At 71.9% G+C, this 15,238-nt stretch carries 13 protein-coding genes; 8 read left to right on the forward strand and 5 right to left on the reverse strand.

The window, feature by feature from the left end; genetic code table 11:
• Positions 1-2: 2 nt before the first annotated feature.
• Positions 3-1,046, reverse strand: a complete 1,044-nt coding sequence (gene tdh / locus ACFQ58_RS01505) for an L-threonine 3-dehydrogenase (protein WP_376948837.1) — start codon at positions 1,044-1,046, stop codon at positions 3-5.
• Positions 1,047-1,414: 368 nt separating this feature from the next.
• Between tdh and ACFQ58_RS01510 the strand changes: the two genes are divergently transcribed.
• Together ACFQ58_RS01510 and ACFQ58_RS01515 are read left to right on the forward strand one after the other, a co-directional pair.
• On the forward strand, positions 1,415-2,725 hold the full coding sequence (locus tag ACFQ58_RS01510; protein ID WP_376948839.1) for an MFS transporter: 1,311 nt from the start codon (positions 1,415-1,417) through the stop codon (positions 2,723-2,725).
• Positions 2,726-2,798: 73 nt separating this feature from the next.
• On the forward strand, positions 2,799-3,272 hold the full coding sequence (locus ACFQ58_RS01515) for a hypothetical protein (RefSeq protein WP_376948841.1): 474 nt from the start codon (positions 2,799-2,801) through the stop codon (positions 3,270-3,272).
• A 25-nt stretch (positions 3,273-3,297) separates the two neighbouring features.
• On the opposite strand, the gene ACFQ58_RS01520 is transcribed toward ACFQ58_RS01515, so the two are convergent.
• Positions 3,298-3,879: a dihydrofolate reductase family protein gene (locus ACFQ58_RS01520; RefSeq protein ID WP_376948843.1), complete on the reverse strand. Its 582-nt coding sequence runs from the start codon at positions 3,877-3,879 to the stop codon at positions 3,298-3,300.
• Positions 3,880-3,944: 65 nt separating this feature from the next.
• On the opposite strand from ACFQ58_RS01520, the gene nucS reads away from it, so the two are divergent.
• The 3 genes from nucS (at position 3,945) to ACFQ58_RS01535 (ending at position 8,410) form a co-directional block, all read left to right on the forward strand.
• The gene (gene nucS, locus ACFQ58_RS01525; protein ID WP_376948844.1) at positions 3,945-4,640 is read left to right on the forward strand and encodes an endonuclease NucS; all 696 of its coding nucleotides are present in this window, start codon (positions 3,945-3,947) and stop codon (positions 4,638-4,640) included.
• 41 nt (positions 4,641-4,681) lie between these two features.
• Entirely contained in the window at positions 4,682-5,368 is a 687-nt protein-coding gene (locus ACFQ58_RS01530) for an HAD hydrolase-like protein (protein WP_376948846.1), read from the forward strand.
• A 279-nt stretch (positions 5,369-5,647) separates the two neighbouring features.
• Positions 5,648-8,410, forward strand: coding sequence for an immune inhibitor A domain-containing protein (locus ACFQ58_RS01535; RefSeq protein WP_376948848.1), 2,763 nt, complete (start codon positions 5,648-5,650; stop codon positions 8,408-8,410).
• 112 nt (positions 8,411-8,522) lie between these two features.
• Here the strand turns inward: ACFQ58_RS01535 and ACFQ58_RS01540 are convergent, their stop codons facing one another.
• Positions 8,523-9,212: a TetR/AcrR family transcriptional regulator gene (locus ACFQ58_RS01540; protein WP_376948850.1), complete on the reverse strand. Its 690-nt coding sequence runs from the start codon at positions 9,210-9,212 to the stop codon at positions 8,523-8,525.
• A 415-nt stretch (positions 9,213-9,627) separates the two neighbouring features.
• On the opposite strand from ACFQ58_RS01540, the gene ACFQ58_RS01545 reads away from it, so the two are divergent.
• Together ACFQ58_RS01545 and ACFQ58_RS01550 are read left to right on the forward strand one after the other, a co-directional pair.
• On the forward strand, positions 9,628-11,355 hold the full coding sequence (locus ACFQ58_RS01545) for a hypothetical protein (protein WP_376948852.1): 1,728 nt from the start codon (positions 9,628-9,630) through the stop codon (positions 11,353-11,355).
• A 69-nt stretch (positions 11,356-11,424) separates the two neighbouring features.
• Entirely contained in the window at positions 11,425-12,576 is a 1,152-nt protein-coding gene (locus ACFQ58_RS01550) for a hypothetical protein (RefSeq protein ID WP_376948854.1), read from the forward strand.
• On the opposite strand, the gene ACFQ58_RS01555 is transcribed toward ACFQ58_RS01550, so the two are convergent.
• Positions 12,564-13,097, reverse strand: a complete 534-nt coding sequence (locus ACFQ58_RS01555) for a DedA family protein (protein ID WP_376948856.1) — start codon at positions 13,095-13,097, stop codon at positions 12,564-12,566. The genes ACFQ58_RS01550 and ACFQ58_RS01555 overlap by 13 nt on opposite strands.
• Before the next feature lie 138 nt (positions 13,098-13,235).
• Here ACFQ58_RS01555 and ACFQ58_RS01560 point away from each other — a divergent pair, with 138 nt between their 5' ends.
• Positions 13,236-14,771: a leucyl aminopeptidase gene (locus ACFQ58_RS01560; RefSeq protein ID WP_376948858.1), complete on the forward strand. Its 1,536-nt coding sequence runs from the start codon at positions 13,236-13,238 to the stop codon at positions 14,769-14,771.
• Here ACFQ58_RS01560 and ACFQ58_RS01565 read toward each other — a convergent pair.
• Entirely contained in the window at positions 14,755-15,216 is a 462-nt protein-coding gene (locus ACFQ58_RS01565) for a glutathione peroxidase (RefSeq protein WP_376950316.1), read from the reverse strand. The genes ACFQ58_RS01560 and ACFQ58_RS01565 overlap by 17 nt on opposite strands.
• Positions 15,217-15,238 lie beyond the last annotated feature (22 nt).

Genomic DNA, 15,238 nt, shown 5'->3' on the forward strand with positions numbered 1-15,238 from the left:
GCTCAGACCTCCGTCCAGTCGAGGATGACCTTGCCGACGCCGCCGGACGCGGCCGCGTCGAACGCCGCCCGCCACTCGTGCGCCGGGTAGCGATCGCTGATGATGGATGCCACGCGCGTGCGCAGCTCGGCGCTCGTCTGCAGCATCGCGCTCATGGAGTTCCACGTCTCGAACATCTCGCGGCCGTAGATGCCCTTGAGCGTGAGCATGTGGGTCACGACTTTGCCCCAGTCGATGGCGTAGGGCTCGCTCGGCAGGCCGAGGAGCGCGATCCGTCCGCCGTGGTTCATGTTCTCGATCATCTCGGGCAGCGCCTTCGCCGATCCCGACATCTCGAAGCCGATGTCGAAGCCCTCGCGCATGCCGAGGCGCGGCTGCACGTCGCGGACCCGCTCGCTCGACACGTCGACTGTGGCATCCGCCCCCATCTGCGTCGCCAGCTCGAGCCGGGCCGGGCTCACGTCGGACGCGACGATGAACCGCGCACCCACGTGGCGGGCGACCGCGATCGACATCAGGCCGATCGGGCCGCAGCCCGTGACGAGCACGTCCTCGCCGACGAGCGAGAACGCCAGGGCGGTGTGGACGGCGTTGCCGAACGGGTCGAAGATCGCGCCCACCTCGGGCTCGACGGGCGCATGGTGCACCCACACGTTCTCGCCGGGGATCACGACGTACTCGGCGAACGCGCCGTCGCGGTGCAGGCCGACTCCCATCGTGCGGATGCACATCTGGCGTCGGCCCGCGCGGCAGTTGCGGCACATGCCGCACACGATGTGGCCCTCCCCCGAGACGCGGTCGCCGACCGCGACGTCGTGCACGAGCTCGCCGACCTCGACGACCTCGCCGTAGAACTCGTGGCCGGGGATCAGCGGCGTGCGGATCTCGGACGAGCACCAGTCGTCCCACTGCTCGATGTGCAGGTCGGTGCCGCAGATGCCGGTGCGGAGCACCCGGATCTTCACGTCCTCTGGGCCCGGCTCGGGCTCGGGGCGGTCGACGAACTCGAATCCCGCGCCGGGCGCGGACTTGTACAGGGCCTTCATCGGCGGTGTGCCTTCTTCGTACGGGCGCCCGCGGGGTGGGCCGGCGCCGGCTTCGTGCGCCGAGGGTCACGGCGCTCGTCGAGGTGACCCAGCCATCGTAGTCACGCCAGACGGGCGTGTGACGCGGGGAGCGGGAGCCGGGCGAGACGGAGCCGGAACATGGACGAGGACGGCGCAGTGCAAGTTGCGTCGTCCTCGATTGGGATGATCATCACACGCGCGTGTCAGCCGCACCAGTCCCCCTTTGCTGCGAGAACGCCGTGACTTCGGGTTGCGCCGCAGCGCGCCTCGCCGGTACAGTCGAATCGATTCGACTCGAATCGATTCGACGCTTGAGCCACCCAGACCACTTCGACGACGAGGCAGTAATGTCGCAGCACCGAGACAGCGCAGAGACGATGACCGAACACGAGCAGCAGTCGAACGCCACTCGCGACGCGACCCCGGCGGACGCGACATCCGCCCGCCCGCGCCGCGAGCTCATCGCGTGGCGCAACGCGATCTTCGCGATCTTCTTCCTCTCGGGGCTCAGCCTCGCGAGCTGGGTCGCCCGCCTCCCGGTCGTGCGCGACGACGTCGGCCTGAGCACCCAGGGCGTCGGCCTCGTCATCCTCGCGGGATCGATCGGCTCGATCGGCGGGCTCATCGCCGCGCCGTGGCTCATGGCGCGCTTCGGGGCCCGGCTCGGCATGATCGGCGTGCTGGTCACCGTCTCGGTCGGGCTCGTGCTCGTCGGCATCGGCGGCTCGGCGCTGCCGAGCGTGGTGCTCGTCGTGATCGGCCTGGCGCTGTTCGGCTTCGGCAACGGCGCGGTCGACGTCATGATGAACGTCGAGGGCGCCGAGGCCGAGCGCGAGCTCGACAAGACCGTCATGCCCCTCATGCACGCGTTCTTCAGCTTCGGCACGGTCGCCGGCGCCGGGCTCGCGGCCGTGGCATCCGCCCTCGCCCTGTCGGTGTCGGTGCACCTCGGCATCATCGCGGCCGTGATCGCCGTCGCGGTCGTCATCGCGGTGCGCTTCGTGCCCGTCCGCGAGGAGCTCGGCGACGACCCGCACACCGACGCCCCCCGCGACCCGTGGACGGTGCGGCTCAAGCGCAGCCTCTCGGTGTGGGCCGACGTGCGCCTGCTGCTGATCGGCGTCGTCATGCTCGGCATGGCGTTCGCCGAGGGCAGCGCCAACGACTGGCTCGCGCTCGCCGTCGTCGACGGCCACGGCTTCGACGCGACCGCCGGCGCCGCGATCTTCACGGTGTTCACGGTCGCGATCACCGCCGCGCGCGTGCTCGGCGGCCCGTTCATCGACCGGTTCGGCCGCGTCATCGTGCTGCAGGTGATGGCCGGCATCGGCGTCATCGGCCTCTCGATGTTCATCTTCGGGACCGAGACCTGGATGCTCGTCGCCGGCGCGGCCCTCTGGGGCGTCGGCTGCTCGCTCGCCTTCCCGGTCGGCATGTCGGCTGCGGCCGACGTCCCCGATCGAGCGGATGCCGCAGCGCGCGTCTCCGCGGTCGCGATGATCGGCTACTGCGCGTTCCTCGTCGGGCCGCCGCTCATCGGGTTCCTCGGCGAGCAGTTCGGCATCCTCAACGGGCTGCTGCTGCTCCTGGGACTCATGGTGATCGCGGGTCTCGCGGCGCCGGCCGCGCGCGAGCGCACCCGCCCGCGTCGCGCCTGAGCACATCGATCCCGGGGCGCCCCTCCCCGGACAAGGGGTGTCGCTCGCGACATCCGCTCGGCATGATGCAGGCATGAGCCCGCGCGACGACGAGACCGTGCCCGACGAGCCCCTCCCCGAGCACACGCGGCCAGACGGCGTCTCGGACCTCACGATCGAGGCGCTCGGCAAGCTCTCGGAAGCGCTCGAGGTGCTCGAGGACGCCCGGGGCTCGCTCTACCGGTTCCACCGGCTCACCGGCACGGCCGACCTCGGCATCGGCGAGGCGGTCGAGCTGTTCCGCAAGGCCGGCCACGACGAGATCGCCGACCGCATCGATCGGGAGATCGTGGGTCGCAACGTGCTCGAGGGCCGCTGGACGTTCCAGATCGTCGAGGAGTACGACGCCGGCTACTTCGCCGCGGTCAAGGCGGCCGACCAGGCCGCCCGAGACGAGCTCGTCGGCGGCCGCCGTCACCTGTGGGAGGCCGAGATGAAGGAGCGCGAGCGCACGCGCGGCCTGCCGGGCCACGAGGCCCGTCCGCACGACGCGTCGCCGCAGGGCTGAGGCGACGGGCGAACCCCGTACGCGCTCAGCGGCGCGGGCGGTAGCGCAACCCCACGACCCCGCCCTCGTGGCGGCGCGTCTCGACCAGCTCGAGGTCGAGGCGGTCGGGCGCGCCATCCGCTCCCGTCGCGAAGGCCGGCGTCCCGCCGCCCACCACGACCGGGTACGTCCAGAGCGCGATCTCGTCGACGAGCCCCACGGCGAGCGCCTGCGCCGCGAGCTCGGGCCCGCCGATCGACACGCCGCGGTCGGCGGATGTCGCGAACTCGCGCACCTCGTCGACGTCGAACCGGCGCGCGAGCCGCGTGCGCGGCGCCGTCTCGAGCTCCTCCTCGGCCAGGGTGCGCGAGTACACCACCTTGTCGGCGGCGCGCCAGATCGCGGCGAAGTCCACGATCGGCTCGGGCTCGCCGTCGAGGTCCATCACGTCCCATGCGCGCAGCACCTCCCAGACGCGCCGTCCGAGCAGGAACGTCCCGACCCCGCGGAGGTCGTCGTTGATCGCCGCGTGCACGTCCTCGCCGGGCATCGCCCAGTCGAAACGCCCCTCGCGGTCGGCGACGTACCCGTCGAGCGACATCTGGTTGCCGTAGTACACGCGCGCCATCGCGGTCCTCCCCGGCCGGCGACCCCTGCGCCGGACCCGTCCGAGGTCCAACGTAGACTCGCTCCGTGCGTCTCGTCATCGCCCGTTGCTCCGTCGACTACGCCGGCCGGCTGTCGGCGCACCTGCCGCTCGCGACGCGCCTCCTCATGGTCAAGGGCGACGGCAGCCTGCTCGTGCACTCCGACGGCGGCAGCTACAAGCCGCTCAACTGGATGAGCCCGCCGTGCACGCTCGCGACCGCCGAACCCGACGACGACCAGCGCGACGCGGGCGTCACCGAGGTGTGGAAGGTGACGCACGCGAAGACCGCCGACCAGCTCATCGTGTCCATCCACGAGGTCATCCACGATTCCGCGCACGAGCTCGGCGTCGACCCCGGCCTCGTGAAGGACGGGGTCGAGTCGCACCTGCAACGGCTGCTCGCCGAGCAGATCGAGCTGCTCGGCGACGGCTACCGGCTCGTGCGGCGCGAGTACATGACCGCGATCGGCCCGGTCGACATCCTGGCGACGGATGGCTCGGGCCGCTCGGTCGCGGTCGAGCTCAAGCGCCGCGGCGATATCGACGGGGTGGAGCAGCTGACGCGCTACCTCGAGCTCATGAATCGCGACCCGCGACTCGCGCCGGTCTCGGGCGTGTTCGCCGCGCAGGAGATCAAGCCGCAGGCGCGCACGCTCGCCGAGGACCGCGGCATCCGCTGCGTCCTGCTCGACTACGACGCCATGAAGGGCGTCGAGAGCGGGCACGCGCGGCTGTTCTGAACCTGAGAATGGCTCGGATGTACGGGATCTAGGATGGCTCGGTGACTTCCGACCTGCCCACCGCCACGATCGCTCCCGCGCGGACGTGGTCAGCGGTGCTCTTCGACCTCGACGGCACCATCGTCGACTCCGCGAGCGAGATCATGGACTCCCTCGCGCACATGTTCACGGAGATGGGCGTGCCGGTTCCCGACCAGGAGGTGCTGCGGTCCTACGTCGGGCCACCCCTGCTCGACAGCCTGCGCATGACGGCCGGCTTCACCGACGTCGAATCGTGGGAGGCGCTGAACGTCTACCGCGACCACTACGACGAGCACCTGCTCCGCTCGCCGGTCTTCCCCGGCGTCAAGGGGCTGCTCCACCGCCTGCATGCCGCGGGCGTGCCGCTGGCGCTCGCCACGAGCAAGCCCGAGTCGATGGCCCGCGAGGTGCTCGCGCACCACGACCTCGACCGGTACTTCACGACGATCGCGGGCGCGAGCGACGACGAGTCGCGCAGCACGAAGGCCGACGTCGTCGCCGAGGCGCTTCGCCGCCTGCGCGAGCAGGGCATCGACACCGCGAACGCGGTCATGATCGGCGACCGGGGCTACGACGTCCTGGGTGCCGCGGCGAACGGCGTGCCCACGATCCTCGTCGAGTGGGGCTACGGCTCGCCGGTCGAGGCGTCCGAGGCGATCGCGGTCGCGCACTCGACCGATCAGCTGCGCGGCCTGCTCATCGGCTGAACCGCACGACGCGCCATCCGGAGTCGAGGATCCTTCGGATCAAGCGGTCGATTGCCGCACGATTTCGCGTCGAACCCGGTCTGATTCGTCGAGGATTCCTCGATAGCAACGATTCCGCGCACTTCCCTCCAGGGGGCTTCACACGGTCCCCATCCGGGGGGCAGGATGCCCTCTACGCCCGCCCACCGGTGGGCGACGTTCGTGCCTGCGCCACCGACGCGGGCACACGGGAGAGGGAGAACCATGGCTGGAACCACACCACGCGCGCGCAGACGCGCCGTGGCGGTCATTCCCGCGCTGGCCCTCGTCGCATCCGGACTCGCCGCCACTGGCGCGAGCGGGATGGCGACGGCGGCCCCGCAGGGAACCGAGGTGTCGATCGACGCCTCGGAGTACTACATGAACTACGCCGCACCGCACGCCGAAGCCGCGTTCGGCACCGATGAGACGGTGTCGGCGGGTTCGGCGAAGGGCACGCCCGGCGCCGACGCCGCGATCGAGAAGGCGGACGCGCTGGACCGCAAGTTCAGCCAGGGCAACCCCCAGGCCGCGCGCGGCCTGGCCAAGCTCGAGGCGAAGTCGATCGAGACCGGCAAGAGCCCGAAGCAGCTGAAGGCCGCGGGGTCGACCCAGGAGGCGAAGCTCCTCACGATCCTCGTGGAGTTCAACGAGGACGCGAACGACGACTTCACCGGCCTGCAGGTGCCGACCGCGTTCGGCGCGACGGACTGCAAGCCCGGCTCCGTCCAGAACGGCCCGCTGCACAACAACATCCCGAACCCGGCCGACTACGAGCTCGAGGACAACAACTCGATGTGGGTGCCGGACTTCTCGTCCGAGCACTTCAACAAGATGCTCTTCAGCGACGAAGGCATCACGGAGCGCGTGCGCCCCGACCTCACGGGTCCCGACGGCAAGCCCGGCTTCGACATCTCGGGCTACACCATGAAGAACATGTACGAGGAGATGTCGCGGGGCGCCTACACGGTGCACGGCTCGGCCACCCCGTGGGTGACCGTCGATCACTCAGAGGCGTACTACGGGGCGAGCCTCTGCTTCAAGAACGAGGCAGGCGTCTACGAGGCCGGCGCGATCCAGGACATGCAGGGCCACCCCGACAACCCGCTCGGCCCGGGCCAGCTCCCGATCGACGCGGTCGCGGCCCTCGCGGCGGCGCAGCCCGACTTCCCGTGGGCCGACTACGACATCGAGGACCAGGGCGACCGCGACGGCGACGGCAACGTGCTCGAGCCCGATGGCGTGATCGACCACGTCGTGCTCGTGCACGCCGGTGAGGACAAGTCCGGGGGCGGCGGTGCCGAAGGCACGTACGCCCTGTGGGCGCACTCCTCGGCGGTCGCCGGCGGCGCCGACATCCCCGGCACCGAGCTCAAGCTGTCGAACTACATCGTGCAGCCCGAGGACTCGGGCGTCGGCGTGTTCGCGCACGAATACGGCCACGACCTCGGCCTGCCCGACCTCTACGACACCTCGGGCGCCGGCAACTCCGACGTCGACTTCTGGGACCTCATGTCGTCGGGTTCGCACTCGGGCCCGATCTTCCAGTCGATGCCCACCCACATGGGTCTCTGGGACAAGTGGGTGCTCGGCTGGGCGAACCCCGTCGTCATGAATCCGGGCGATGACACGCGCGCCGTCAAGGTCGGCCAGACCTCGCGCCCCAAGAAGGGCACGCAGGACGGCGTGAAGGTCAACCTGCCCGACAAGGTCATCACGCTCACCGAGCCGCACAGCGGCGAGGAGATGTGGTACACCGGCGCCGACCAGGACTGGGCCGACCTGCGCCTGGGCCGCACGATCGCCGACGTCCCCGCCGACGCCAAGTTCTGGATGTGGAACGACTTCGTGATCGAGGCCGATTGGGACTACGGCTTCGTCGAGGTCTCCACCGACGGCGGTTCCACGTGGACCGAGCAGAAGGTGTACGCCGAGAACGGCACCGAGGTCTCCACGCCTGACGGCTACGCCGACCCGAACGGCCGCATGAAGGACTACGGCAACAAGAAGTACGGCCTCACGGGCGACTCGCACGGCTGGGGGCACCACTACGTCGACCTGTCGGCGTTCGCCGGCCAGACCGTCGACCTGCGCCTTCGCCTCGCGACCGACGCGGCCTACCAGGACCGCGGCTGGTTCAGCGACGACTTCGCACTCACGAGCGGCACCACCACGGTGTGGTCCGACGACGTCGAGTCGGGCGAGGACGGCTGGGAGACCGAGGTCGCGTCGTTCACCACGACGACGGGCCCCGGATGGCGCGTGGACACCGGCACGTCGGTCAAGGCGCAGTACTACCTGGTCGAGTGGCGCAACTTCGACGGCTTCGACGAGGGTCTGAAGTACGCCTACAACTCGATCTACAGCCAGGGCGCCTGGAAGGTCGAGAAGCTCGCCTACAACGCACCGGGCGCGCTCGTCTGGTACCGCGACACCACGTACGGCAACTCGAACCTGGTGACCGCGAACGAGACGGCGATGCCGAGCTTCGGCGCCAAGGGCGGCCTGCTCCTGGTCGACAGCCACTTCGACCCGCTGCGCCGCACCGGCGCTGCGGCGACGGCCGACCCGTCGGCCCTGAAGAACCTGCCGGCCCGGTCGCAGTCCTCGAACGCCGCGTTCGGCCTCACGTCGACGCACGCGTTCACGGAGTGCTTCGTACTGGCCGACCCGACCGTCGAGCACTGCACCGATGTGCCGTCGCAGGCCGCCGTGAGGACGTTCACCGACGACCAGGGCTGGGTCCCCGGCCTCGAGTTCCGCAACGGCAGCCTGTTCCACCGCTACCGCGGCGGCTCGGTCGTCGTGCCGTCGGTGGGCAACGAGCCCTACTCGACGCGCATCGTGGACGCCAACGGCAACCCGGTCACGGGCCTGTACGGCACGGATCTGGGCTTCACGGTCCTCGGCTCGGGCAACCCCGCTGACGCGGGCGTCGGCTACGGCACCGTCGTGAGCGTGAAGAGCACGCTCGATGGCAACCGCGCCGCGCTGATCGAGATCACGCCGCCCGCCGCGGACTGATCCGACCGGCCTGACACGGCGAGGCGCCGGCTCCTCCGGGGGTCGGCGCCTCGTCGCGTTCCGGTCGGCGATCCGAGGCGCGGCGCAGCGGTTTGGGCCGACGCCGCGAGGGTCAGCGATCCGGCGCCGGGACGAGCAGCCCGTCGAGCAGGCGCTCGACGCCCCACGCGAACCGCTCGACGGGGTCGTCGTCGAGCTCGCGGCTCCGATCGGCGAGCGGGAACGACTCGAGGTCGTCCCAGAGGGTCTCGGATGGTGCGGCCGGCGCTTCGGGCTGCACCGCCGCCTCGACGGCTCGCGCGGCACGTGCAGCGTCGAACGCGACCGCGCCGAGCACGTGGACGCGCACGGCGTGCGTCGCCCGGTCCGCCGCGGCGAGGTCGAGCCCGCCCGAGGTGAACGCCGCGAGCAGCTCCTCATCGACGCGGGTCGCGTTCGGCCCGTCGAGCGGCGTCGCGAGCAGGAGTCCGACGGCCCCCGGGCGGTCGACGAGCAGGTCGCGCAGCGCGGTGGCGAGTGCGAGCACGCGGGCGCGCGCCCCGGCGACGCCCTCGGCGGCCGAGGAGCCCGAGGCATCCGCCGCCGTCGTGGCGATCGCGAGCCGCCCGAACACCTGCTCGACCATGCCCGCCAGCAGCGCCTGTTTGTTCGGGTAGTACGTGTACATGGCGGTGGGCGTGAGGCCGAGCGCGCCGGCGACGCCGCGCACCGACACGGCGTCGAAGCCCTTCGCCTCGAGCAGCTCGAAGGCGGCGGCGAGGATCTCGGCGTGGGTGAGGCTGCGTCGGGGTCCGGGTCTCATGGGGCCTTCCGTATGGGGCGACTCGACACACCGTACAGTGTTCGCGAGGCGGACCGGCGGAAGGCGGCATCGGGGGCGGCGACGACGATCGCGGCGGAAACCGTACGTCACGAGGGCGCGCTGCAGCGCACCGTCACCGTCTCACCGCGACTCGGCAGCGGAAACCGCACATATGGGGGTCTTGCGGCGCAACCGGTGAGTGGTCGTAGACTCGGGCCGAACGCTGATGGCGACATCGGCGCGGTGCACCCAGACACCGACGCACCCGCCCCCCGCAGTTTCGGAGGCGCCGGAACCCGCACCCGCTGCGCCTGACGCTGCCCAGTACCCGACGGCGCGCCGACGAACGACGCGCCGCCCAACGGACGAGCGCGGTTCCGCGCCTCCGCCACCCGGCGGACCGAGAGGAGTGGATGTGCAGGACGCCCCCGGCAGCCATCCCGTGACGAGCCCGATCTCGCTCCCCGTGGTCGACTCGCCATCCGACGCCGATCTCGTCGCGGCTGTGCGCTCGGACGACGACTTCGCCTTCTCCCGCCTGTGGCACCGGCACGACGCCGCCGCCACGACCGCGGCGTCGGCCACGCCCGGGCACGCCGGCGTCGAGCAGGTCGTCGGGGCGGCGGAATCGCTCGTCCTGCAGACCATCCGCTCCGGCGGGGGGCCCACGGGTGCCGCCCGGCCGTACGTGCTCGCCGCCGTCCGCGAGGCGGCGGCGGCCGCAGACGGGCGGGCCGCCGACATCGTGACCGGCGACCCATCGCTGCTCGCGCCCGCGGAGTGGTACTCCGAGGCGCTCCCCGACGGGATGCGGGACGGCGCAGCCGTCATCCGGGCGTTCGCGACGCTGCCGGTGGTCGCGCAGGAGGCGCTGTGGCTCGCCGAGATCGACGGGCGCTCCACCGCCGACATCGCCGCCGAGCTCGGTCTGACGCTCCCACGCACCGACGGACTCCTGGTCGAGGCCTCCAGCGCACTCGACGCGGCGTGGGCCGACGCGCTCGCAGACGACCTTCCCTCCGAGAGCGAGTGCCGCCGCGTCCTGTCGCGCCGGTCGCACGGCGACCGCGTGACGGCGCGCCTCAGGCCGAAGGTGCGCGCGCATCTCGACGCGTGCGCGACGTGCCGTGCGGCGAGCGGCGAACCGGCGGTGCTCGCCGAGCGCCTGATGACGTCGCTGCCCATCTTCATCCTCGGCGGCGCGGCCGGCATCGCCTTCCTCGAGGCCACCCGCGCGGGATCCTCCGCGACGGCCATCGAGCCGGTGCCGCCGGTCGACGAGCGCGGCGCCGTCGCGACGCTCGTCGCCTCGACGGGGGCGGGCCTGGCCGTGCTGAGCCGGACCGCCGATCCGGCCGCCCGGCCGGCCGCTACGGCCAACGATGCGGTCGCGCGAACGGGCGCGATCACGGCGGCGGCGACCGGCGTGGCGTCGACGTCCGGCGCCTCCTCGACAATCCGCCGCATCCGGCCGCGGCGACGCGTGGTGCTGGCCGGCGTGCTCGGTGCGGCGGCCGCGGCGGTCGTGATCCTCGCCGTGAGCCTGACCGGACCCACCTCGGGCGACCGCAGGGCGTCGCTCGAGGCTGCCGGTTCGGGCGACATCGCCGAGCAGGCGCCCGGCATGATGCCTCCGGTCGTCGTCGCCACCGAATTGCCCGAGGCGAGCGACGACCCCGAGGCCCGCGATGGCGGGGCGCCGCCGACCGACGCCGATGCGCCCGAGTCGGGCGCCGAGACCGGCGAGGAGCAGGCGGCCGGCGGGTCCGACGCCGCCGATCCGGGGTCCGCCCCCGGTGGCGACTCCAGCCCGACTACGCCACCCGCCGACGACGGCTCCGATCCCATCGGCGACCCGGGCAAGCCCATCGTGCGCGACCCAGTCAGCGCACCGGCCGACCCATCCGGCTCGATCGCGTTCGACGTCAGCAAGCCGGGCGCGAACGGATGGCGCACCCTGGCGCTCACGGGCTCGCCGGGCGCCTCGTACGTGGTCACGAGCAACGGGGATGTCCTGTACACGGGCGTGCTCGACTCCGACGGCACCGCCGAACTCGCGGTGCGAGGGTCGGTCTCGAACCTCGCCGTGCAATACGGCCAGGCGGCGCTCACCGCCGGCGCCGACGCGCCCACCGACCAGTAGTCGACGCGGCCGCGGATCGACGGACCTTCGTCCCGATCCGACCCGGCGGCGCGTTCCTACCATGACGCCATGTCAGCATCGACGGTCGCCGCGGACGGACCGGGGCGACCCGCCGCGCACGAGCCCGCCCGTTCGATCCCCGTCACCCGAGCGTCAGCCCGCCGCCGTCTCGCGGTCGAGACCGAAGCCGTCGTCGGTGGCGTGGTCGCCGCGGCGGCGAGCGGCCTCGTCGCCGCCGTCGCCATGAGCGGCCAGGTGTGGCCGCTGTGGGGCGGATGGTCCGTGGGTGCCGCGGCCGCCATCGCGGTCGTCGTCACGGGCCTCGTGCTCGGCGCGGTCGGCTACTGGCGATCGCGCGACCTTCCCGGCCAGGAGTGGCGGCGCGGGCTCCGGCCATGGAAGTTCTCGCTCGACGTCGCGACCGTCTCCTCGGTGCACGCCATCATCGGCGGCATCCTCGCGGTCGTGACCTTCGCGATGCTGCAGCGCAGCTTCGAGGGCCTCGTGGTCGACGGGCTCACCGCGACCGGCGCGACCGCGGCATCGGCCGGACTGGCCGGTTACTGGATCTCGCTCTCCGTGTCGGCCATCACGACGAACCGGCTCGCGACGCTGCTCGTGTTCTTCATGGCATCGGCGACGCTCGGGAGCATGGCCACCGCGCAGGACCCGCAGTGGTGGGAGTACCACTTCAGCCAGCTGGGGACGGCCGACGACTTCTCGAGCGGCCTCTTCAACCTCGCGCTCATCGTGGCGGGCGCGTTCGTCACGACCTTCGCCCTCTACGTCGATCGCGACCTCACGACCCTCGTCCGCCAAGGCGTCCTCGTCAACGCGTGGGCGCCGCGATTCGTCTCGGTCGTGTTCATCGTGATGGGCATCATGCTGGCGGGCGTGGGCCTGTTCCCGCTGACCGTCAGCGTCGCCCTGCACAACTCGTGCGCGATCGGGATGTCGCTGGCGTTCGTCGTGCTGCTCAGCTCGTCGCCGTGGACGCTCAAGGGCATGCCCGCGCGCTTCTTCTGGTTCTGCGGGGGCGCCGGCGTGCTCATCATCGGCGGAGCGCTGCTGTTCGAGCCGATCGGGTACTACAACCTGACGGCGTTCGAGCTGCTCGCGTTCGCGACGATCTTCGGCTGGATCTCGGTGTTCATCCGGTTCGAGAACGCCCTCGCCGAGGCGCCCGAGGTCGAGCCCGCGGGGGCGGCCTACTCGGCCTGACCGGCGTCGGATGCCTCGGGGAGCCGCGGCTCCGTGGCATCCGTGTGCGACGCGGCGAACGCACGGGCCCGCCGCGTGGCGAACTCGAGCAGCGCGAGCAGCGCGGCGATGCCGAGGACGCTGAGGATCGCGGCCGTCGGGTTCTGGGCGGCGGCCTGCACGATCGCGTTGACCGTCGCGAGGCCGAGCACGCCGTAGATCGTCGCCCACATCGCGCCGCCGACGACGAGGGCGGGGATGTACTTCACGAGCGGCATGCGCAGGACGCCCGCCGCGAGGTTGACGGCGGTCTGGAAGCCGACGGTGAGGAACGACAGGGCCACGACCGGCGAGCCGAAGCGCTCGATGACGGCCTCGGCGCGGGCGAGCTGCGGCGCCATCCGGCCCCGGCGCTCGAGCAGCCGCTTGACGCCCGCGCGCGAGCCGCGCCCGAGTGCGTACGTTCCGCCGGCGCGCAGGAGCACGATCACGAACAGCACCGCAATCGCCGCCGGAAGCGGCCAGCCCTCGAAGATCTCCACCGGGCTGGAGTCTAGTCTGCACGGCGCCCGGACGGCAGGGATGCGACCGCGTCCGAGGCGGTCTACCGCCGCGCGGTCGCCGGGAGTACCGTCTGATCAGTGCGCCAGGCGGAGGCCGGGCGGCTTCCAGGAGGCATCGTGACCCGCAATCCCGCCAGGCTCATTCCAGAGGGCTTCTCGCCGGTTCCCTCGCTCGAGGCGTACGACGCGGTGCGCGTCGCCGTGGTCGACGAGTTCGGCGGAGGCACGGGCGGTGCCGGCCTCGACGCGATCGGCGTGCTCGTCCACGCCGAGGGCGCGTTGCCCGAGGGCCTCCCGCTCGATCGCGACGCGCTCGCACGTGCGGGATTCGAGGGGAAGCCGGGCCAGGCGCTCCTGATCCCGCAGGCCGGCCGCACGCTCATCATCGTGGTCGGCGGCGGGCCCGAGCCCGAGACGACCGACGCCACCCTCCGCGACGCCGCCGCGGCCTTCGTGCGCGCCGCGCCGAAGGCCGCCTCGATCGGGATGCGCGTGCCGTCGCTCGGCAGCGTCGAGCCCGCCGCGGCCGCTCGCGCCCTCGTCGAGGGTGCCCTGCTCGGCCGCTACCGGTACGACGCGCTCAAGTCCGAGCCGCGCGAGGCCCTGCTCGAGGTGGTCGAGCTGCGCATCGACGGGGTCGACGCGGCCGAGGCATCCGCCGCCGCCGAATCAGGCGTCGTGACCGCGCGCGCGACCGCGATCGCGCGCGACCTCGCCAACACGCCGCCGAGCCACCTCGCGGCGGCCGACCTGGCCGAGGTCGCCGAGCTGCTCGGCGGCCGCTTCGGGTTCGCGGTCGAGGCGTTCGACCGCGAGCAGCTGATCGAGCTCGGGTGCGGCGGCCTGCTCGGCGTCAATGCCGGCAGCGCCGAGGAGCCGCGGATGATCGTGCTGCGCTATTCGCCAGACGGCGCGGCGACCGGCCACCTCGGCCTCGTCGGCAAGGGCATCATGTACGACTCGGGCGGCATCAGCCTGAAGCCCAGCGACCCCATGCACCTGCTCATGAAGATGGACATGGGCGGCGCGGCGGCGGTGCTCGGCGCGTTCACCGCCCTGCGCGACGTCGGCGCGACGGCCCGCGTCACCGGATGGCTCATGTGCACCGACAACATGCCGTCGGGTTCGGCCTACAAGCTGGGCGACGTGCTCACGGCGCGCGGTGGCAAGACGGTCGAGGTGAAGAACACCGACGCCGAGGGCCGCCTGGTGCTGATGGACGGCCTCGCGCTCGCGACCGAGGAGGGGGTGGATGCCATCGTCGACATCGCCACGCTCACCGGCTCGGCGATGCGGGCCCTCGGCGAGACGCACTCGGTGGTGCTCGGCACGAGCCAGCCATTGGTCGACCGGGTGCGCGACGCGGCCGATGCGGCCGACGAGCCGACCTGGCAGTTCCCGCTGCAGCGGAAGTACCGCAAGCTCCTGGACTCGGATGTCGCGGACATCGCCAACATCGGCGGCGACAACGCCGGGGCGACGACCGCGGCGCTGTTCCTCGCGGAGTTCGTCGGCGACACCCCGTGGGCGCACCTCGACATCGCCGGCACCATGAACGCCGCGAACGACGAGTCATGGCGCTCGAAGGGCGCCACGGGCTACGGCACCCGGCTGCTCGTCGAGGTGGCGAAGGGGTTCAGCCCCGTGTCGTGACGAGCGCCGCCTCGATCGCGGAGACGATCGCGGGGTCATCGGGCTCGACGGTGGGACGGAACCGGCGCACGTCGCCGTTCGGCAGGACGAGGAACTTCTCGAAGTTCCAGATCACGCGACCGGCCGTGCCCGAGGCATCCGCCGTCTTCTTCAGCTCGACGTAGAGCGGCGCGGCCTTGCGACCGTTGACCCGGACCTTGTCGAGGACCGGGAAGGTGATGCCCCACTTCTGGGCGCAGTACTCGCTGATCGCCTCGTTCGTCGAGAGCTCCTGCAGGAACTGGTTGCTCGGGAACCCGAGCACCGTGAAGCCCTGGTCGCCGTACGTGTGCTGCAGTTCCTCGAGCTTCGCGTACTGGGGGCTCAGCCCGCAGCGCGAGGCGACGTTCACGACCAGCCGAACCTGCTCGGGCCAGTCTGCGAGCGTGCGGCTCTCGGCGTCCATCGTCTGGAACGGGATCTGCTCG

The sequence above is a fragment of the Agromyces sp. NPDC056523 genome (assembly GCF_042794545.1).
Classification (GTDB): domain Bacteria; phylum Actinomycetota; class Actinomycetes; order Actinomycetales; family Microbacteriaceae; genus Agromyces.

What these genes read in the sequence shown, in the direction of transcription:
- tdh (WP_376948837.1), bottom strand. Translation starts at nt 1,046, where the DNA reads ATGAAGGCCCTGTACAAGTCCGCGCCCGGCGCGGGATTCGAGTTCGTC.
- ACFQ58_RS01510 (WP_376948839.1), top strand. Translation starts at nt 1,415, where the DNA reads ATGTCGCAGCACCGAGACAGCGCAGAGACGATGACCGAACACGAGCAG.
- ACFQ58_RS01515 (WP_376948841.1), top strand. Translation starts at nt 2,799, where the DNA reads ATGAGCCCGCGCGACGACGAGACCGTGCCCGACGAGCCCCTCCCCGAG.
- ACFQ58_RS01520 (WP_376948843.1), bottom strand. Translation starts at nt 3,879, where the DNA reads ATGGCGCGCGTGTACTACGGCAACCAGATGTCGCTCGACGGGTACGTC.
- ACFQ58_RS01540 (WP_376948850.1), bottom strand. Translation starts at nt 9,212, where the DNA reads ATGAGACCCGGACCCCGACGCAGCCTCACCCACGCCGAGATCCTCGCC.
- ACFQ58_RS01550 (WP_376948854.1), top strand. Translation starts at nt 11,425, where the DNA reads ATGTCAGCATCGACGGTCGCCGCGGACGGACCGGGGCGACCCGCCGCG.
- ACFQ58_RS01565 (WP_376950316.1), bottom strand. Translation starts at nt 15,216, where the DNA reads ATGGACGCCGAGAGCCGCACGCTCGCAGACTGGCCCGAGCAGGTTCGG.